This is a genomic window from Rhizobium phaseoli (genome assembly GCF_003985125.1).
GTDB classification, from domain to species: Bacteria; Pseudomonadota; Alphaproteobacteria; order Rhizobiales; family Rhizobiaceae; genus Rhizobium; species Rhizobium phaseoli.
Genome location: NZ_ML133602.1, coordinates 13,376 through 31,222 on the forward strand (window position 1 = coordinate 13,376; position 17,847 = coordinate 31,222).

Here is a 17,847-nt window from a genome sequence, read left to right on the forward strand (position 1 = left end):
CGCCAAAGGCTCACCCCACTCTCCGTCATGGTCGGGCTTGACCCGAGCATCCAGGCGGCACCCTCGGTGGCGGGCATGGATCCCAGGCGGCTCAAGGCCTGGGATGACGGAGGATGGGGTGACGTTCCAGCCAGATTTGATGTTGGCGCGGGGGAATCCATTCGGCAGGAGCGCCCCGCAGCGCCAAGCGATAAGACGCTTATATCTCGTTCGCGCGCACTGAGATCATCTTGCTCGGCAATAATAATTCGGCCGCGGGGCTTCACTCTCTATCGGGTTGAGCCCTATCTAGATGCGTAAGCGCATTCCCGAACGCATGCCCATTGGAGCCAGACCATGACCACCGACCTCCTGACGCTATTCGATGCCGACGAAGCCACGATGCGTGGCCTGGTCGCCGAGGCTCTGTCCGGCGCCGATGACGGCGAACTGTTTATCGAGCATGCGCAAGCCGAAGCGCTGACCTTCGACAACGGCCGGCTGAAGGGCGGCAGCTTCAATACCGAGCAGGGTTTCGGGCTACGCGCCGTTGCCGGCGAAGCTGTGGGTTATGCGCATGCGGGCGATCTTTCCGTCACGGCGCTGAAACGGGCCGCCGATGCCGTCAGTGCCGTCACGCGCGGTTATGCCGGCAGCTATGCGGCCGCACCCCAGCGCACCAACCGCAAGCTCTATACCGACGAAAATCCGATCGGCTCGCCGAGCTTCGAAGAGAAGGTGAAGGTGCTGACAGAGATCGACGCCTATCTCCGGAACAAGAACGACAAGGTGCGGCAGGTAACGGCGTCGGTGGCGGCTAGCTGGCAGATGGTCGACATCCTGCGGGCCGACGGTCATCGCGTTCAGGACATCCGCCCGATGACGCGCATCAACATCTCGGTCGTGGTCGGCGATGGCGACCGGCAGGAAAGCGGCTCCTATGGCCAGGGCGGCCGCATCGGCTTCGGCGATTTCATCGCAACGGGAAGCTGGAAGCTCGGCGCCGACGAGGCGTTGCGCCAGGCGCTGGTCAATCTCGAGGCGATCGATGCGCCGGCGGGCACGATGGATGTCGTTCTCGGCTCCGGCTGGCCGGGCGTCATGCTGCACGAGGCCGTCGGTCACGGACTCGAAGGCGATTTCAATCGCAAGAAGACGTCGGCCTTTGCCGGCCTTCTCGGCCAGATGGTCGCAGCACCCGGTGTCACCGTCGTCGACGACGGCACGATCGACAACCGCCGCGGCTCGATCACCATCGACGACGAGGGCACGCCATCGGGCTACAATGTGCTGATCGAGAAGGGCAAGCTCGTCGGCTATATGCAGGATCGGCAGAATGCCCGGCTGATGGGCATGGCTGCCACCGGCAACGGCCGCCGCCAGGGTTATGCACATGTGCCGATGCCGCGCATGACCAACACCTATATGCTCGGCGGCGACAAGACGCCCGAGGAAATCATCGCCTCGGTGAAGAAGGGCATTTATGCCGTCTCCTTCGGCGGCGGCCAGGTGGACATCACCTCCGGCAAGTTCGTCTTCGGCTGCACCGAGGCCTATCTGATCGAAAACGGCAAGGTCGGCGCGCCGATCAATGGCGCAATGCTGATCGGCAACGGCCCGGATGCGATGAAGCGTGTGTCGATGATCGGCAACGACATGAAGCTCGACACCGGCATCGGCAATTGCGGCAAGGGCGGCCAATGGGTCCCTGTCGGCGTCGGCCAGCCGCATCTGCGCATGGATCAGGTGACCGTCGGCGGCACGCAGACCTGAGGCGGGAGGAGCGAATGGCGGAGATCGAAATCAGGCCTTTTGCCGAAGGCGACGCCGATGACGTGCTGTCGGTGATCCTGCCGATCCAACGCGAGGAATTCGGCATCGACATCACCGCCGATGCGCAGCCGGATCTCAGGGTCATTCCGGATTTCTACCAGTCGGGCAAAGGCCAGTTCTGGGTGGCGGTCAAGGACGACGTCATCGTCGGCACGGTCGGCTTGAAGGATATCGGCAACAACCAGGCGGCGCTTCGCAAGATGTTCGTCGCCGCCGAGGTGCGCGGCCGCGAGCACGGGGTGGCGGCGCTGCTCCTCGACCGCCTGTTTGCCCACGCCAGGGATGCCGGCCTCACCGATATCTTCCTCGGCACGACTGACAAGTTCGTCGCCGCCCATCGCTTCTACGAGAAGAACGGTTTTACCGAGATCGCCAAGAGCGCCCTGCCCCGCACCTTCCCGCTGATGGCGGTGGACAGCAAGTTCTACCGATACAAAGTCGGCTGATCGCTGCTGCTGAAAACCCGCGTTCCTGGAGAAAGCGGCTTTTCGGGGCCGGCTGTCACAAATCTGTCATAAACCTCGACCCGGCCCTATCTCGTCAAGGAGATAGAGGTTATGAACGGCCGTCCCGGATGGCGGCTCGCTGTCGCTGTCCAATGCCCAGACCAGGAATCGCGAGGTCCTTATGCTTGGTTGGTTTCGAAAGTTGATGCCGCGCGAAGACCGGTTTTTTGTGCTGTTTGAACAGCATTCGACGACAATCGTTGAAGCCGCGGAAGCCCTGGACCGGTTGCTGTCGGGCATTGAGATCGAACGGCAATGCGACACGATCGTACGATTGGAAGACCAGGCGGACAATATCACGCGTGAGGTCATGCAAGCCGTGCGGCGAAGCTTCATCACGCCCTTCGATCGCGGCGACATCAAGGACCTCATCCAATCCATGGATGACGCGATCGACATGATGCACAAGACCGTCAAGACCATCCGCCTCTTCGAGCAGACCAGCTTCGATCCGGGCATGCGGGAGATGGGCAAGACTGTAGTCGAGGCAGCCAATCTGATCGCCGAGGCAATTCCGTTGCTTGATCGCATGACCGCCAATGCGCCGCGTCTGTCGGCCATTGTCGAGCAGGTCACGCGGGTGGAAGGCCGCTCCGACGAACTGCACGAGCAGGGCCTCAAAGATCTGTTCCGCCGGCACGGCGCCAACAATGCGATGGCCTATATGATCGGCAGCGAAATCTATGGTGAGCTGGAAAAGGTGGTCGACCGTTTCGAGGATGTCGCCAATGAAATCAGCGGCATCGTGATCGAGAATGTCTGATGGAGGCCGCGCTCGCTCTTCCCCTTCTCGTCGGCCTGATCGGCGTCGCCCTGCTGTTCGATTTTCTCAATGGCCTGCATGATGCCGCCAATTCGATTGCGACGATCGTATCGACCAGGGTCCTGAGGCCGCAATACGCGGTCATCTGGGCTGCGTTCTTCAATTTCATCGCCTTTCTGTTCTTCGGCCTGCATGTGGCCGAAACGCTCGGAACCGGCATCATCGATCCGGCGATCGTCACGCCGCAGGTGATTTTCGCAGCGCTCGTCGGCGCCATCGTCTGGAACGTCGTGACCTGGATCTTCGGCATTCCTTCCAGCTCCTCCCACGCTCTGGTCGGCGGGCTGGTCGGAGCGGGCCTTGCCAAAACCGGTCTGAGCTCGATTGTCTGGAGCGGCCTTCTGAAGACGGCTGCGGCAATCGTCATGTCGCCGATGATCGGCTTTCTCCTGGCGCTGTTTCTGATCCTGGTGGTGACCTGGACATTCATCCGCCAGACGCCCTTTGCAGTCGATCGATCGTTTCGCTTCCTGCAGTTTGTCTCGGCCTCGCTCTATTCGCTCGGCCACGGCGGCAACGACGCGCAGAAGACCATGGGCATCATCGCCGTGCTCCTTTATTCGCAGGGTTACCTCGGCGGCGGCTTCCATGTGCCGCTCTGGGTGGTCCTGTCATGCCAGGCCGCAATGGCTCTCGGCACGCTGTTCGGCGGCTGGCGCATCGTTCACACGATGGGTTCGAAGATTACCAGGCTGAACCCGATGCAGGGCTTCTGCGCCGAAACGGGCGGCGCCTTGACGCTCTTCGGCGCGACCTGGCTCGGCATTCCGGTTTCCACCACCCACACCATAACCGGCGCCATCGTCGGCGTCGGCGCTGCAAGGCGCATGTCTGCGGTGCGCTGGGGTCTGGCGGGCAATATCGTCGTCGCGTGGGTCATCACCCTGCCGGCCGTCGCGATGATTTCGGCGCTTTCGTTCTGGCTGGTAACCGGATTGAGCGCAATCTTCTAAAGCCGGTCGCGGTCTCGGATCCGGGGAGCGCATGCCGCAGTGCTTACGCCCGCGGTGTCTGCGCCGGCTGAAACCGCCACTTCCGTTCGATCGCGGCTGCAAGGTCGATGTCGTTGCGGCGGGCAAAGAGCAGGATATGGCCGAGCAGGTCGGCGGTCTCGTCGGCGAGATCGCGGTCGAGCTCTTCCTGCGTCCGCTCCCTGCGGCGGCCGCGGCCGGTCAGGCGGTTCCAGGCCTGGGTGAGCTCACCCAATTCCTCCTGCAGTTTCAACAGGAACCAGTCGGCGTCGCGCTTGATGCCGTTGGCGGCGGCATAGGCGGCGGATGAGGTTTCGAACTGGTCGGCGAGACGGCGCAGCATGGGCGTTCTCCTTTTGTTTATGGAAGGAGACCGCGATTCCCGAGGAATGTCCAGCGTCGACTGCCCGGATCGTCGCGGCGGTTCAGCCGTGATCGGGCAGCAGCATGCAGTCGTAGGAGCGCTGCTTCAGCGCATCGCAGGCGGAGACGGCGGCATCCTTGCTGGCGAAGCCGACGAAGCGGGCGCGGTAGATCCTGTTGGCACCCTGCCCGACCGCCTCGGTGTAGGGCGAGGCCGAATCAAGCGGGGCACCGGCTTCCAACTGCGCCTGGGCGAGAAGCGCCCGCGCCGCATCGGCGCTCGGTGCCGCCGAGATCTGGATTTGCCAGTTTCCATCGGCCTTCTCTGCCGAAGGCTTCACCGTCTTGCCGGCGGCGAGAATTTCGTCCATCGCGGTCGGTCGCTCCAACGGCACGACGGCATCGTCGGCATAGGCCAGACTGTTGGCTCCAAGACCCTTCGGCGCGGCGTCGCCGGCCGGGCGCGGCGCGTTGAGCGGCACCGGAACATCGGAGGCATCGGCGGCAGAGGCGACTTCGACAGGCTCCCTGGCGCCGACGCTCGCCACCAGTCTGGCGCCGCCGGAAGACGAGGCACGGCCGAGATAGCGGTCGAGCAGACCGGCCATCTTGGCGTCGCGGCTGCGGGCGGTGCGGCCGCCGAGCACGACGCCGACGACGCGGCGGTTGCCGTCCCTGACGGCGCTGACGAGGTTGAAGCCAGAGGCGTTGGTATAGCCCGTCTTGATGCCGTCCATGCCCTCGTAACGGTACATGAGGTTGTTGTGACCGCGTACGGTCTTGCCGCGGAAATTGAAGCTCGCCATCGAAAACAGGCGGTATTCATTCGGGTAATTCTTCATCAGCGCCACGCCAAGCGTCGACATGTCGCGCGCCGTCGTCACCTGGCTCGGATTGGGCAGGCCCGATGCGTTGACGAAGACGGTGCGGCTCATGCCGAGCTGGCGGGCTTTGGCCGTCATCATCCGGGCAAAACCGCTCTCCGAGCCGCCGAGCGTCTCGGCCATGGCGGCGGCGGCATCATTGGCGGATTTGACGATCATGCCATAAACGGCCTCTCGCACCGTGATGGTGCCGCCCGCCTTGACACCGAGCTTGGTCGGTGGCCGGGCGGCAGCATATTTCGACATTCTGATCGGCGTATCCCAATCGATCTTGCCGCGCTTCAACGCCTCGAAGGTGAGATAAAGCGTCATCATCTTCGTCAGCGAGGCCGGGTGGTTCAGCGTGTCGGCGTTTTCGGCGGCAAGAACCTTGCCGGTGCGGGCATCGAGGATCAGCGAGGCGCTGCCGGCCAGAGCCGCAAGCGGCGCCGAAACGGCCAGCGTTACGGTCAAAACAGCCGCCAAAAGCTTTCTCATGGATATTCCCCTGATGCGCTGGCTCCCGATGGGCCGGCCCTGTGTCGTAATGTGACAGAAGCCGCAAGTTTGGCGCGACTTTGCGGCAACGCCTACCGTTTTTCTAGTCTTTTCATCGCCTTGGTTAACAAAAAGCCAAAGAAGCTGTGCGCAATCGGGATTCAGCAAGGCTTAAGCCGCTGTTGCTAGTTTGCCGCAAAAGACAGTAGGCGGCGCATGACGGGACAATTGAAGCGACTGGCAAAACGCGTGGCGATCGGCGCCGGGCTCGAGGCATCCTGGCTGATCGCCGCGGCCGGGCTGATGCGACAGGCGCGCGGACGCGGCGTCATCTTCACGCTGCATCACGTGCGCCCGCACGTGCCGGAAGCTTTCGAGCCGAACGCGCATCTCGAAATCACCCCCGGCTTTCTCGATGCGGCGCTGCGCCGGTTGCGGCGGGAGGGTTATCGCTTCGTACCGCTCGATCAGGTGCCCGTACTGCTGGCGGAGCCGGAGGGCGGAAAGCCGTTTGCGGCCTTCACGCTCGACGACGGCTACATCAACAATCTGGAGCATGCGCTGCCGGTGTTCGAGCGGCATCGGGCGCCGTTCACGGTGTTCGTGACCAAGGGTTTTGCCGAAGGCTCCCACAGCATCTGGTGGGAGACGCTCGCCGCTCTGCTGCGCCGGACCCGGGAAATCCGCTTCGATTTCGGCCACGGCAGCGAGCGGCTGGCGCTCGAAAGCCCGCAGCAGCAATGGGACGCCTTCGACCGCTTCGCGACCTATATCCACCGCTCCGACGAGGCCCGCGCCGTCGCCGCCCTCGATATGCTGGCGCGGGAAAACGGCATCGAGCCGACCGATATCGTGCGCGCACTGGTAATGGGGCCGGGTGAGTTGCAGTGGCTCGCCCGGCGTCCGCTCGCCGCACTCGGCGCTCATACGATCAGCCATCGGGCGCTCGCCCGCCTGCCGGAAGCCGAAGCGCGAATCGAGATGGAAGTTTCGGCCGATTACCTCGAGGCGGTGACCGGCATCCGTCCCGCCACGATCGCCTATCCCTATGGTACGCCGGAGGCAGCGACCGGCCGCGAGGCGGCGATTGCCGGCCGGCTGGGCTTTTCGGTTGCGGTCACCACGCAGCCGGGGCTGCCTGCCGCGGAGAAAACCGGCTATCTCCCCCGCATGTCGCTGAACGGCTTCTACCAGAAGCGGCGCTACGTCTCGGCGCTAGCCTCCGGCATTCCGCTGAAGCTGATGGGCAAGTAATCTTCTTACGGATACATCCGCACCTTTTCCCACGCCCCGACCGGCGACGGGCGGCGGAATTCGATTCGGTCATGCAGGCGGAACGCCTGATCCTTCCAGAATTCGATCGAGGTCGGCCGGATGCGGAAGCCAGACCAGTGGGCCGGGCGGGGTATCTCGCCGAGGGCATAACGGGCGGTGTATTCGGCCACCGCTTTCTCGAGCGCGAAGCGGCTTTCGAGCGGACGGGACTGTTTGGAGGCCCAGGCGCCGATGCGGCTGCCGCGCGCCCGCGTCTTGAAATAGGCATCGGCTTCGGCGTCGCTCACGATCTCGACGGGGCCGCGCAGCCGCACCTGGCGGCGCAGGCTTTTCCAGTGGAAACACATGGCGGCTTTTCTCTGCCCCAAGATTTCGCGACCTTTCTGGCTCTCGAAATTCGTGTAGAAGACGAAACCGTCATCATCGAATCCCTTCAGGAGAACCATGCGGACATTGGGAAGGCCATCTTCATCGACCGTTGCCAGCGCCACGGCATTCGGATCGTTCGGCTCCGAGGCCTCGGCCTCCTTCAACCACTCGGCAAAGAGCTTGAAGGGTTCGCCACTTTCGGTAAAGTCACCGCTTGTTAACTCGTTTGCCGACATATTGGTTCAAATGCCCCGGATTATTCAAAACTCGCCCAGCTTTTGATAACTGGACAGGATGCAGGGTGGAAGTCATAGCAAAGTCATATCGCCATACAAAGGGGCTGCGGCAACGCGGCAGCGTCTTCCTGGTCATCGGCGCCGCAATGCTGTCGCTTTCCGGCTGCCTTGCCGGCGGTATGGATTTCCTGAGCGAAGCCAAGGTCGACCGGTCGGTGGCAACGGGCACGGTGCCGCAGACGCCGCCGAGCACCGACACGCTCTCGGACGAGATGACGGTGCGCAACGCCGTGACTTCGGCCGATGTCGGCAAGCTCGAAGGCCAGCCGCTTCCCTGGGCGAATGCATCGACCGGCAGCGCCGGCGTCATCGATACGATCGTCGAGAACAATGAGGCGGGCCAGGTCTGCCGGCAGTTCCGCACCACCCGGCACTCCTATGTCGGCATCGCCAAATTCTACGGCAAGACCTGCCTGGTCGGCGGCGGCAACTGGCAGCTCCTGAGCTTCCAGCCGGAGAGCTGATCCGGCCGAAAAATTGATCCACGCGGGAATCATCCCGCGGCAGAACCGATTCGGCGCGCACAGGTTAACGGCCGCCGGCTTTCAGCCGAATGCTTAGCAAAGAGCTAACCATTTGCGGCAAAAACACTCCCAATCCCTCCACAGAAATAAGAAGTGATTAGCAACTCAGCCGCACGATCGGCGTTGAGAGTGGCTCTCCCTGCCTTTGCGGCCGGTGGCGCCGCACGGCGTTGATATTGGACTTTGATATTGGGCGGGGATGCCGGGCAAGGACAGGCGCCCGCATCGCAACACCGGCGGTTTTGACATGCGCGATCCTTACAAAATTCTGGGCGTCAAGCGCGACGCAGCGGCGGACGAGATCAAGGCGGCCTGGCGCAATATGGCGAAGGCCGCCCATCCCGACCACAATCAGGACGATCCGACGGCGACGGCCCGGTTCGCCGAAATCGGCCGCGCCTATGAAACGCTGCGGGATCCGCGCAAACGCAGCCTGTTCGACAATGCCGTGCGAATGGCGGAAGCCAAGAAGCAGGAACAGACGATCATGCAGCAGCGTCAGGCCGCACGCGAGGCAGCCGCCCGCGCCAAGGCGGCGCAGGCCAATGCCGAGCGGGTGATGGAAGAGCTTGCCCGCGCCGCCCAGAAGACCGCGGCCGAAGGCTCCAGGCAGCAGGCCGGTGCCGGCGAAGGCGCCGAAGAGATGGTGGAACGCATTTTCGGCGCACAGGCCCGGACTGCGGCGGGCGGCCAGGCGCGCGCGCAGAACGCCCAGAATCAGCAAACCCAATATCAGCAGACCCAATCTCAGCAGGCCCAAGCTCAGCAAACCCAGGGCCAGCAGACGCAGGGCCAGACACAGGCCGAAGCGGGCAAGCGCACCGATGGCGATGCTGCCGACACCGAGGAGGAAGCCGGCGAGGCGTCCAACAATGCCGCCGCCAATCTGCCGCTGCCGCTCAGCATTCTGACATCGCTGGTGCGCCGTTTCACCGGCGCCAAGGATACCGGCCTCGAAAAAGCGCCTGACGAGGTGACGACGGCGACGGTGACGATCGACGACGTGCTGAAGAGCGGCTGGATCACCGCATCTCTGCCGGAGGGCCGCGAAATCGGCTTCGCATTGCCGGCGGGTACGACGGATGGTCACGAGATCCGGCTCAAGGGACAGGGCTTCAAGCTGCCGGGCATGCAGCGCGGCGACGCCGTCGTCAATATCCGCATCGCTCCCGATCCGCGCTTCACCGTCGACGGTTTCGACCTGCACGCCGTGCTGCCGCTCAGCATCGAAAACGCCGTGCTCGGCACCGAGGCGCGCATCGACGGACCGGCCGGGCCGCTTGATATCACCGTTCCCGCCTGGTCGGGCTCGGATAAGACAATCCGGATTTCCGGCCAGGGATTGCCGCGCGACGACGGCAGCAGAGGCGATCTCGTCGTCGAATTGCGTATCATCCTGTGGGAAAAACCCGACGACAAGATCACCGATCTCATGCGGAGCATGCGCGAAGGCCTGTTTTTGTGAAATTTTTACGACAATCGCACCCTTTGTTACGATCCCTAACAGTTGATGATCCAGGCCAAGCTTGAACCGATTAACGGCCTATGCCATAGGCAGGATCGATCAGAATCCTAGGGAGCGAAATATGGCTCAAGCATCCGGCCTCATGGCAGGCAAACGCGGCGTCATCATGGGTGTCGCCAACAATCGTTCGATTGCGTGGGGTATTGCCAAGGCCATTCATGCGCAGGGCGGAGAAGTTGCGCTCACCTATCAGGGCGATGCGCTGAAGAAGCGTGTCGAACCGCTCGCCGCCGAAATCGACGCGACGCTGGTCGGCCATTGCGACGTCGCCGACGAAGCCACCATCGACGCCGTTTTCGAAAATGTCGAAAAGCTCTGGGGCAAGATCGATTTCCTCGTGCATGCCATCGGCTTCTCCGACAAGGACGAACTGACCGGCCGCTACATCGACACCTCGCCCGACAATTTCAACAAGACGATGCAGATCTCCGTCTATTCCTTCACCTCGGTCGCACGCCGCGCCGAGAAGCTGATGACGGATGGCGGCTCGATGCTGACGCTGACCTATTACGGCGCCGAGAAGGTGATGCCGAACTATAACGTCATGGGCGTCGCCAAAGCCGCGCTCGAAGCCAGCGTCAAATATCTCGCCGTCGATCTCGGGCCGCAGAACATCCGCGTCAACGCCGTTTCGGCCGGACCGATCAAGACGCTCGCCGCCTCCGGCATCGGCGATTTCCGCTACATTCTGAAGTGGAACGAATATAACGCCCCGCTGCGGCGCACCGTCACCATCGAAGAAGTCGGCGATGTCGGCCTCTATCTGCTGTCCGACCTGTCGCGCTCGGTCACCGGTGAAGTGCACCACGCCGACAGCGGCTATCATGTCATTGGCATGAAGGCGGTCGACGCGCCCGATATTTCGGTCGTCAAGGACTAAATGCCTCCGGAGTCTGGACCGTGCTTATCTATGTGATCAGACACGGTCAGACGGACTGGAATGCCGAGCGCCGCCTGCAGGGCCAGAAGGACGTTCCGATGAACGCCGTCGGCCTGGAGCAGGCCCGGCGGAACGGCCTTGCACTTGCGGAGATTCTCGGCGAGACGGTCGGCGAATTCGATTTCGTCGCCAGCCCGCTCGGGCGCACGCGCGCGACCATGGAGATCATGCGCGCCGCCATGGGCCTGCCGCCGCTTGCCTATCGCACCGATCCGAGACTGGTGGAAATTTCCTTCGGCGATTGGGAGGGCTCGACGCTCAAGGAGCTGAAGGCGACGCAGCGCGAGCGGGTAGCGGAACGCAATGCCTCGAAATGGGATTTCATCCCGCCGGGCGACGATGCCGAAAGCTACGAGATCCTTTCCTGGCGCACCGGCGCATGGCTGCGCTCGGTCGACCGCCCGACCGTCTGCGTCACCCATGGCGGCGTCATCCGCACGCTTTTCCAGATGATCGCCGACCTGCCGAAAAGCAGCGCCGCGGAAGGCGGAATCCCGCAGGACCAGATCGTCAGGATCGACACCGCCGCGCAGACGATCGTCTGGCTGTAGGTGTCGCGGAATGGAAGTAAAAATTATACGTCAATCTAGGAGTTTAGGCTTGCCTATTTGACGATGTCGAGATCGTTGATGACGCGCTTGCCGTCGACCTCGGTATAGAAGACGATCACTTTGACGCCGGCTTCGAGGCCGTCGAAATTGAATTCCTCGGGCGCCTGATAGGTCTTGCCGTCGTCGAGCGTCAGCACGAGATTGGCCGTGTCGACCTTCTTGATCGTCGCCTCGACGTCGGCGCTTTCGGCAAAACCGCTCATCGGCGACAGAAAACTTGCTGTGGCCAAAAGCGTGGCGACGACGAAACGCATGGCGACAATCCTTTTGAAACGCTGCACGAGACTACTGGCCACAGATAAGCTCCTGAATATGGCGAAAATTGCCCGTAAGAATGGCTTTTCCCGCCCAATTGATGAATAGCATTTTAAACATAATCAAGATGCCGCGTTAACCACGCCTTTCCCGCCTTCCGCGGTTTTCAGCATCGAAAACAGGCAATCGTAAATTAACCCCTGCCTCCTAAAGTTATCGGGAATATGAGGGTCTCATTTTGCTATCCAGGTTCGGCGACAGCAAGCAGTTGCGGCGCGTGTTGAAGAATACCCGCGTCTCGTTTCTGGTTTCGTCGTTCGTCGCCGTCATCGTCACCATGGTCGGCTTCGCCCTCGATCGGGCCAATACTGCCTCTCATCTGCGCGAACTTCATATCCGCACCGAAAACGAAATGAACCTGTTGCGCGCCCGGGTGATGGCTGAGATCAACATGGATCTCAGTGTCGTCCGCGATCTCGCCAACCTGACCTCCGTCAACGGCACGGCAAACAAGGCGGATATGGAGCGCCAGATCAACTGGCTGCTGATCCAGAACCCAGCTTTCGTTCATATCGCGGTCGCGCCCGATTTCATCATCAGCGACATCTATCCGACGCAAGCCGGTAATGAGCGGATCGGCCGCGATGTGCGCGAGGTCCTCCTTTCGCAAAAGGCGATGACGCGGGCAGCCGGCGATCAGTCGGCGCGCTTCTACGGCCCGATCCGGACCGGCGGCCGGGACGGCTTTGCAATCTTCTTTCCGGTTTTCGTCAAGGAAAACGGCCAGCGGCGCCTCTGGGGCGCGGTGGAGGCGACCATCGACCGGAAGATGTTCTACGAGGCGACCGGTCTGAGGCCGGCGCGCGACCGTGAAAACCAGGAACGCTTTCCCAATCTCGACCACCTTTCGATCGCCGTCCGGGATATCGGCCCGTCGGCCGGGAAGGCCGATGGTCCGGCGCCGTTCTTCGGTTCGGCCGGCACCGACGACAAGGATCCGATCCGTCGCCAGATCAGCTTTGCCGGCGGCAGGTGGGAGCTTTCTGCCGTCCCGAACGGCGGCTGGGCCGCAATCCCGGAAAACCGGACGGAGTTGCGGCTGATCGTCTTTGCCGCCGGCTGCATCATCATCGTCCCGATCTTCCTCGCGACGCTGCTGCTCGGCGAACGCAATCGCAATATCGCCGAGTTGGAGGCGCGCGAGGCAAAACTCATGGAAGTGTCGCAGCGCCTCAACCTGGCGCTCGAATCCTCAAACATCGGCATCTGGGAGCTGCAGGATTCGAGCAGCCTGCTCTGGGATGCGTGCGCCGCCGCCCTGCACGGCAAGCCGGCGGAGGAAGGCAGTCGACCGCTCGACGAATGGCTGGCGGCGGTCCTGCCTGAGGATCGCGACATCGCCGAAGTGCATTTCTTCAGCTGCAGCATCGCGGGTGCTGCCTGCACCGCGCAGTACCGCATCATGCTCGCCGACGGCGGCATCCGGCATCTGCGCTCGGTCGGCGCTCTCTACAGGGATGTCGGCGGCGCCGGCAAGACGATCGGCATCGTCTGGGACGTGACTGCAGACGCGGAGGCGACCGAGGCGCTGCGCAAGGCGAGAGATGTGAGCGAAGTCAAGAATGCCGAGCTGGAGCTGGCGCTTGAAGAGCTTTCGAGCCGCGAGGGACAGCTCGCCGAGATTTCCACCCGGCTCGATCTTGCGCTCAATTCCTATCAGTGCGGCATATGGGAGGCGCGGCCCGACCGAGGCGGCTCGATCTGGAACGAGCGAATGCACGAGCTATACGGGCTGGCGCCGCGCAGCGGCTTCATGACGGAGGAGATCTGGCTTTCCCGCATCCACCCGGAGGATCGCGGGCTGGCGCTCGAAAGCGCACGTCACTTCAAGCGAAGCGGCGATACGCATACGCTCGTCTGCCGCGTGATCGTCGACGACGGCTCGGTGCGCTATGTCCGCTCGGTCGGCAAGGTCTACCAGACGGCCTCCGGCGAGATGAAGATCATGGGCATTGCCTTCGACGCCACCGAAGACATGCTGATGACAATGCGGCTCAAGGCCGCCAAGGACGAAGCCGTCGCCAAGAACATCGAGCTCGAGCTTGCCAAGGACAGGATCGAGCACAATTCGCTGCATGATCCGCTGACCGGGCTCGCCAACCGCCGCAAGCTCGATATCGCGCTCGAAAACCTGACCCATGACGGGCGCCGGCAGCGGCAGAAATTCTCGATCCTGCACATCGATCTCGACCGCTTCAAGGATATCAACGACACGCTCGGCCACGCGGCCGGCGATGCGATGCTGGTGCATGCCTCGAAGGTGCTCGCCAAGAATGTCCGCGGCAGCGATCTCGTCGCCCGCATCGGCGGCGACGAATTCGTCATCCTCGCCTGCGATGTCGGCGACAAGGAGATGGCCGAGCTGGCGACGCGGATCGTCGAGGAGATGCGTCAGCCGATCGATTTCCAGGGCTTTTCCTGCCGCTGCGGCGTGTCGATCGGCATCGCGCTCGCCAATGGCATCCATATCGATGCGCGCAAGGTGCTGATCAATGCCGACATCGCGCTCTACCGCGCCAAGAGCACCGGCCGCAACCGCTTCGAATTCTTCAATCACAATCTCCAAGCCGGTATCATCAACACCAAGCGCACGGCCGACGAGATCCTCGCCGGCATCGACAACGGCGAATTCACCGCCTGGTATCAGCCGCAATTCTCGGCCCGGACGATGGAACTGACCGGCGTCGAAGCGCTGGTGCGCTGGAAACATCCGTCCAAGGGGTGGCTCGCACCCGACAAGTTCCTGCGCATCGCCGACGAGATCAACGTCGTGCAGACGCTCGACCGGATCGTGCTGGAAACGGCGCTGCGCGACAAGATGCGCTGGACGGCACTCAGCATTGCCGTCCCCAAGGTTTCCGTCAATGTTTCGGCCCGCCGGCTGCATGACGGCAGCCTGCTGGAATCGCTCGCCGACCTGCATATCCGCCCTGGGGAACTTTCCTTCGAACTGGTGGAATCGATCTTCCTCGACGAGAGCGAGGACGTGGTCTCGCGGAACCTCGAACGCATCAAGGCGCTCGGCATCGATATCGAGATCGACGATTTCGGCACCGGCCATACCTCGATCGTCAGCCTGCTGAAGCTGAAGCCCAAGCGGCTGAAGATCGACCGCCAGCTGGTGCAGCCGATCGTCGGCGCTTCGCAGGAGCGGGCGCTGGTCAGCTCGATCATCGACATTGCCCGTTCGCTCGGCGTCGAGACGGTGGCCGAAGGCGTGGAGACGGCAGCGCATGCCGCCCTGCTGCGCGACCTCGACTGCGATATCCTGCAGGGCTATGCCTTCTCGCCGGCGCTCTCCTTCGACGATTTCGCCGCCGAGGCGACCAGAACAGGATGGCGGCTGGCTTCGTGACGGCCGTCCGGCTACAAAGCACGGAAACAGGATTTCGGCAGCGGCCGGTTTGGCGCAAAGAAAGGCTTTTGCCTCGGCGGTTTTTTGGCCTATGAGTGTCGCGCCTTCTTGAAGCAATGGCGCGGCCGGCGGCGACCGGCCCTGGCGCCACCGTGGGAACACATGTCGCACAATACATTCGGTCACCTCTTCCGCGTAACCACCTGGGGCGAAAGCCATGGTCCGGCGCTCGGCTGCGTCGTCGACGGCTGCCCTCCGGGGCTGCGCTTCAAGCTTGAAGACCTCCAGGTCTGGCTCGACAAGCGCAAGCCTGGCCAATCCCGCTTCGTCACGCAGCGGCGCGAGGACGACCTCGTCAAGGTACTATCAGGCGTCATGCTCGATGCCGACGGCGAGACGATGACATCGACAGGCACGCCGATCTCGATGCTGATCGAAAACACCGACCAGCGCTCCAAGGATTATGGCGAGATCGCCCGGCAATACCGCCCCGGCCATGCCGACTATACCTATGACCTGAAATACGGCATCCGCGACTATCGCGGCGGCGGCCGCTCCTCGGCGCGGGAGACCGCCGCGAGGGTTGCAGCCGGCGGCATCGCCCGCCTCGTCGTTCCCGGTGTGACCGTGCGCGGCGCGCTGGTGCAGATCGGCAAGCACAAGATCGACCGCCGCAACTGGGATTGGGACCAGGTCGGCCAGAACCCGTTCTTCTCTCCCGACGCGGCGATCGTGCCGGTCTGGGAGGAATATCTCGACGGCATCCGCAAGGCCGGCTCCTCGATCGGCGCGGTTATCGAAGTGGTCGCCGAAGGCGTGCCGGCCGGTCTCGGCGCACCGATCTATGCCAAGCTCGACCAGGACATCGCCTCGCTGCTGATGTCGATCAACGCCGTCAAGGGCGTCGAGATCGGCAACGGCTTTGCCGCGGCCGAAACGTCAGGCGAAGACAATGCCGACGAGATGCGCATGGGCAATGACGGCACGCCGATCTTTCTTTCCAACAATGCCGGCGGTATCCTCGGTGGGATCTCGACCGGGCAGCCCGTCGTGGCGCGTTTTGCCGTCAAGCCGACCTCCTCGATCCTGACCGAACGCCAGTCGATCGATGCCGACGGCAAGAATGTCGATGTCCGCACCAAGGGCCGGCACGACCCCTGCGTCGGCATCCGCGCCGTGCCGATCGGCGAGGCGATGGTCGCCTGCGCCATCGCCGATCATTATCTTCGCGACCGCGGCCAGACCGGCCGTCTGAAATAGGAGCGTCCATGTCTTACGATCAGAAACGCGTCGTCGACGCCATCAGGGCCTTCGAGGCCGGCGAAATCGTCGTCGTCATGGACGACAATGACCGCGAAAACGAGGGCGACCTGATCGTCGCCGCCGTCCACACCACGCCTGAGAAGATGGCCTTCATCGTGCGCCACACCTCCGGCATCGTCTGCGCGCCGATGCCGAAGGAAGAGGCCAAACGCCTCAACCTCAACGCCATGGTGGCGGAAAACGATTCCGCCCATACCACCGCCTTCACCGTCTCGGTCGATTTCAAGCACGGCACGACGACCGGCATCTCGGCCGACGACCGGACGCTGACGGTGCGCAACCTCGCCAATCCGAATGTCGGGGCCGCCGATTTCGTCCGTCCCGGCCACATCTTCCCGCTCGTCTCCCGCGAAGGCGGCGTGCTGATGCGCTCCGGCCATACGGAAGCCGCCGTCGACCTCTGCCGCCTCGCCGGCCTGCCGCCGATCGGCGTCATCTCCGAACTCGTCAACGATGACGGCACCGTGACGCGCGGACCGCAGGTGGTGGATTTCGCCGAGAAACACGGGCTGAAGCTCGTCTCCGTCGCCGATCTCATCGCCTATCGCCAGCGCAAGGAAACGCTGGTCGAGCACGGCGCGAGCTTCGACATCGACACGGCCTTCGGCAAGGCCAAGGCCCATACCTATGCCCTGCCCTGGGACCCGATGCAGCATCTCGCCGTCGTCTTCGGCGACATCCGTGACGGCATCGACATTCCCGTGCGCTTGCATCCGGAAAATGTCGCCGAGGATCTCTTCGGCAGGAAGAGCCCGGTCGATTTCTACATGGAGAAGATCGCCGCGGAAGGGCGCGGCGTCATCGTCTATCTGCGCGAGGGCTCGGTCGGCGTCGGCCATTACGACAATGGCCGCAAGGCCCGCAACCAGGGCCGCGAAGCCCATGCCGAAGCACAGAGCCGCGAAAGCGAATGGCTGGAAATCGGCCTCGGCGCCCAGATCCTCAAGGACCTCGGCGTCAGCTCGATCAAGCTGCTGACCAGCCGCGAGCGCCACTATGTCGGCCTGGAAGGTTTCGGGATCAAGATCAGCAAGACGGAGATTTGCTGACACTTTCTCCTCCCTCATCACGATCAAATCAGGCCGCGACTGACTGCCTGATTTCGTTAGCGGATGGCGGCTGACACGGGCATATGCGCTTTGAATGGGTGTCTCCTGCGCACCCCACCCTCCGTCATGCTCGGCCTTGAGCCGAGCATCCACACCGCATCCATCAGCAGCCGCCGCATGGATCCCAGGCTCAAGTGTAAAGCCCGGATACATACCTGACAGATGTTCGGAGACATGCCTGACACTCAGTCCGGGCTTTTGAGATCGATTTTTGCGACCTGAGTTGCGCCGAAGAATACGCTGTAGAGACCGTCGTACTGGAGCGGACGGATGGCGAGGCGTTCGGTTTTGAAGGCGTTGGGCACGCGCCAGAATCGCCCCTTGAAGCTGACATAGCCCTTGGTTGTTCCAACGCGGCGCACGATCTCA

16 protein-coding genes and 1 pseudogene are annotated in these 17,847 nt (G+C 62.8%); 12 read left to right on the forward strand and 5 right to left on the reverse strand.

The genetic code is table 11. The features are described 5' to 3' along the window. Window positions 1-336: 336 nt before the first annotated feature. From tldD to EFD56_RS30640, 4 genes are all read left to right on the forward strand, one after another. Window positions 337-1,752: a metalloprotease TldD gene (gene tldD, locus EFD56_RS30625; protein WP_126907047.1), complete on the forward strand. Its 1,416-nt coding sequence runs from the start codon at window positions 337-339 to the stop codon at window positions 1,750-1,752. Between the two features lie 14 nt (window positions 1,753-1,766). Beyond that, entirely contained in the window at window positions 1,767-2,258 is a 492-nt protein-coding gene (locus EFD56_RS30630; RefSeq protein WP_037143767.1) for a GNAT family N-acetyltransferase, read from the forward strand. 181 nt (window positions 2,259-2,439) lie between these two features. Further along, window positions 2,440-3,081 carry a DUF47 domain-containing protein gene (locus tag EFD56_RS30635; RefSeq protein ID WP_004671832.1) on the forward strand — a complete coding sequence of 214 codons (642 nt, stop codon included), beginning with the start codon at window positions 2,440-2,442 and terminating at the stop codon, window positions 3,079-3,081. After that, window positions 3,081-4,094, forward strand: coding sequence for an inorganic phosphate transporter (locus EFD56_RS30640; protein ID WP_126907048.1), 1,014 nt, complete (start codon window positions 3,081-3,083; stop codon window positions 4,092-4,094). Before EFD56_RS30635 ends, EFD56_RS30640 begins: the two co-directional genes overlap by 1 nt. A gap of 43 nt (window positions 4,095-4,137) precedes the next feature. Here the strand turns inward: EFD56_RS30640 and EFD56_RS30645 are convergent, their stop codons facing one another. Next, on the reverse strand, window positions 4,138-4,455 hold the full coding sequence (locus tag EFD56_RS30645) for a nucleoside triphosphate pyrophosphohydrolase family protein (protein ID WP_126907049.1): 318 nt from the start codon (window positions 4,453-4,455) through the stop codon (window positions 4,138-4,140). An 82-nt stretch (window positions 4,456-4,537) separates the two neighbouring features. Next, on the reverse strand, window positions 4,538-5,836 hold the full coding sequence (locus tag EFD56_RS30650) for a D-alanyl-D-alanine carboxypeptidase family protein (protein ID WP_126907050.1): 1,299 nt from the start codon (window positions 5,834-5,836) through the stop codon (window positions 4,538-4,540). A gap of 216 nt (window positions 5,837-6,052) precedes the next feature. Between EFD56_RS30650 and EFD56_RS30655 the strand changes: the two genes are divergently transcribed. Continuing rightward, a complete protein-coding gene (locus tag EFD56_RS30655; RefSeq protein ID WP_126907051.1) occupies window positions 6,053-7,090 on the forward strand; it encodes a polysaccharide deacetylase family protein in 1,038 nt (345 codons plus the stop codon). A 5-nt stretch (window positions 7,091-7,095) separates the two neighbouring features. On the opposite strand, the gene pdxH is transcribed toward EFD56_RS30655, so the two are convergent. Continuing rightward, window positions 7,096-7,716 carry a pyridoxamine 5'-phosphate oxidase gene (gene pdxH, locus EFD56_RS30660; protein ID WP_012482924.1) on the reverse strand — a complete coding sequence of 207 codons (621 nt, stop codon included), beginning with the start codon at window positions 7,714-7,716 and terminating at the stop codon, window positions 7,096-7,098. A gap of 65 nt (window positions 7,717-7,781) precedes the next feature. On the opposite strand from pdxH, the gene EFD56_RS30665 reads away from it, so the two are divergent. The 4 genes from EFD56_RS30665 to EFD56_RS30680 all read left to right on the forward strand — a co-directional run bounded on the left by EFD56_RS30665 (window position 7,782) and on the right by EFD56_RS30680 (window position 11,316). Then, window positions 7,782-8,240 carry an RT0821/Lpp0805 family surface protein gene (locus EFD56_RS30665; RefSeq protein WP_010020363.1) on the forward strand — a complete coding sequence of 153 codons (459 nt, stop codon included), beginning with the start codon at window positions 7,782-7,784 and terminating at the stop codon, window positions 8,238-8,240. Window positions 8,241-8,547: 307 nt separating this feature from the next. Then, a complete protein-coding gene (locus EFD56_RS30670) occupies window positions 8,548-9,765 on the forward strand; it encodes a DnaJ C-terminal domain-containing protein (RefSeq protein ID WP_126907052.1) in 1,218 nt (405 codons plus the stop codon). A gap of 121 nt (window positions 9,766-9,886) precedes the next feature. Next, window positions 9,887-10,705, forward strand: coding sequence for an enoyl-ACP reductase FabI (gene fabI / locus EFD56_RS30675; protein WP_012482922.1), 819 nt, complete (start codon window positions 9,887-9,889; stop codon window positions 10,703-10,705). A 20-nt stretch (window positions 10,706-10,725) separates the two neighbouring features. Beyond that, window positions 10,726-11,316, forward strand: a complete 591-nt coding sequence (locus EFD56_RS30680) for a histidine phosphatase family protein (RefSeq protein WP_126907053.1) — start codon at window positions 10,726-10,728, stop codon at window positions 11,314-11,316. A gap of 53 nt (window positions 11,317-11,369) precedes the next feature. On the opposite strand, the gene EFD56_RS30685 is transcribed toward EFD56_RS30680, so the two are convergent. Next, window positions 11,370-11,630, reverse strand: a complete 261-nt coding sequence (locus EFD56_RS30685) for a DUF1344 domain-containing protein (protein WP_003569889.1) — start codon at window positions 11,628-11,630, stop codon at window positions 11,370-11,372. 239 nt (window positions 11,631-11,869) lie between these two features. Here EFD56_RS30685 and EFD56_RS30690 point away from each other — a divergent pair, with 239 nt between their 5' ends. From EFD56_RS30690 to ribB, 3 genes are all read left to right on the forward strand, one after another. Next, on the forward strand, window positions 11,870-15,046 hold the full coding sequence (locus EFD56_RS30690) for a bifunctional diguanylate cyclase/phosphodiesterase (RefSeq protein ID WP_126907054.1): 3,177 nt from the start codon (window positions 11,870-11,872) through the stop codon (window positions 15,044-15,046). Window positions 15,047-15,208: 162 nt separating this feature from the next. Then, window positions 15,209-16,306, forward strand: coding sequence for a chorismate synthase (gene aroC / locus EFD56_RS30695; protein WP_126907055.1), 1,098 nt, complete (start codon window positions 15,209-15,211; stop codon window positions 16,304-16,306). 8 nt (window positions 16,307-16,314) lie between these two features. Then, entirely contained in the window at window positions 16,315-17,418 is a 1,104-nt protein-coding gene (gene ribB / locus EFD56_RS30700) for a 3,4-dihydroxy-2-butanone-4-phosphate synthase (protein ID WP_004674139.1), read from the forward strand. 201 nt (window positions 17,419-17,619) lie between these two features. Here the strand turns inward: ribB and EFD56_RS30705 are convergent. Then, window positions 17,620-17,847, reverse strand: a pseudogene (locus EFD56_RS30705) (IS481 family transposase); the annotation flags it as partial.

Bases quoted from the DNA above. Each gene is read 5' to 3' on its own strand.
- EFD56_RS30650 (WP_126907050.1), bottom strand. From the start codon at position 5,836: ATGAGAAAGCTTTTGGCGGCTGTTTTGACCGTAACGCTGGCCGTTTCG.
- EFD56_RS30655 (WP_126907051.1), top strand. From the start codon at position 6,053: ATGACGGGACAATTGAAGCGACTGGCAAAACGCGTGGCGATCGGCGCC.
- EFD56_RS30635 (WP_004671832.1), top strand. From the start codon at position 2,440: ATGCTTGGTTGGTTTCGAAAGTTGATGCCGCGCGAAGACCGGTTTTTT.
- pdxH (WP_012482924.1), bottom strand. From the start codon at position 7,716: ATGTCGGCAAACGAGTTAACAAGCGGTGACTTTACCGAAAGTGGCGAA.
- EFD56_RS30685 (WP_003569889.1), bottom strand. From the start codon at position 11,630: ATGCGTTTCGTCGTCGCCACGCTTTTGGCCACAGCAAGTTTTCTGTCG.
- aroC (WP_126907055.1), top strand. From the start codon at position 15,209: ATGTCGCACAATACATTCGGTCACCTCTTCCGCGTAACCACCTGGGGC.
- ribB (WP_004674139.1), top strand. From the start codon at position 16,315: ATGTCTTACGATCAGAAACGCGTCGTCGACGCCATCAGGGCCTTCGAG.
- EFD56_RS30670 (WP_126907052.1), top strand. From the start codon at position 8,548: ATGCGCGATCCTTACAAAATTCTGGGCGTCAAGCGCGACGCAGCGGCG.
- tldD (WP_126907047.1), top strand. From the start codon at position 337: ATGACCACCGACCTCCTGACGCTATTCGATGCCGACGAAGCCACGATG.
- fabI (WP_012482922.1), top strand. From the start codon at position 9,887: ATGGCTCAAGCATCCGGCCTCATGGCAGGCAAACGCGGCGTCATCATG.
- EFD56_RS30645 (WP_126907049.1), bottom strand. From the start codon at position 4,455: ATGCTGCGCCGTCTCGCCGACCAGTTCGAAACCTCATCCGCCGCCTAT.
- EFD56_RS30640 (WP_126907048.1), top strand. From the start codon at position 3,081: ATGGAGGCCGCGCTCGCTCTTCCCCTTCTCGTCGGCCTGATCGGCGTC.
- EFD56_RS30630 (WP_037143767.1), top strand. From the start codon at position 1,767: ATGGCGGAGATCGAAATCAGGCCTTTTGCCGAAGGCGACGCCGATGAC.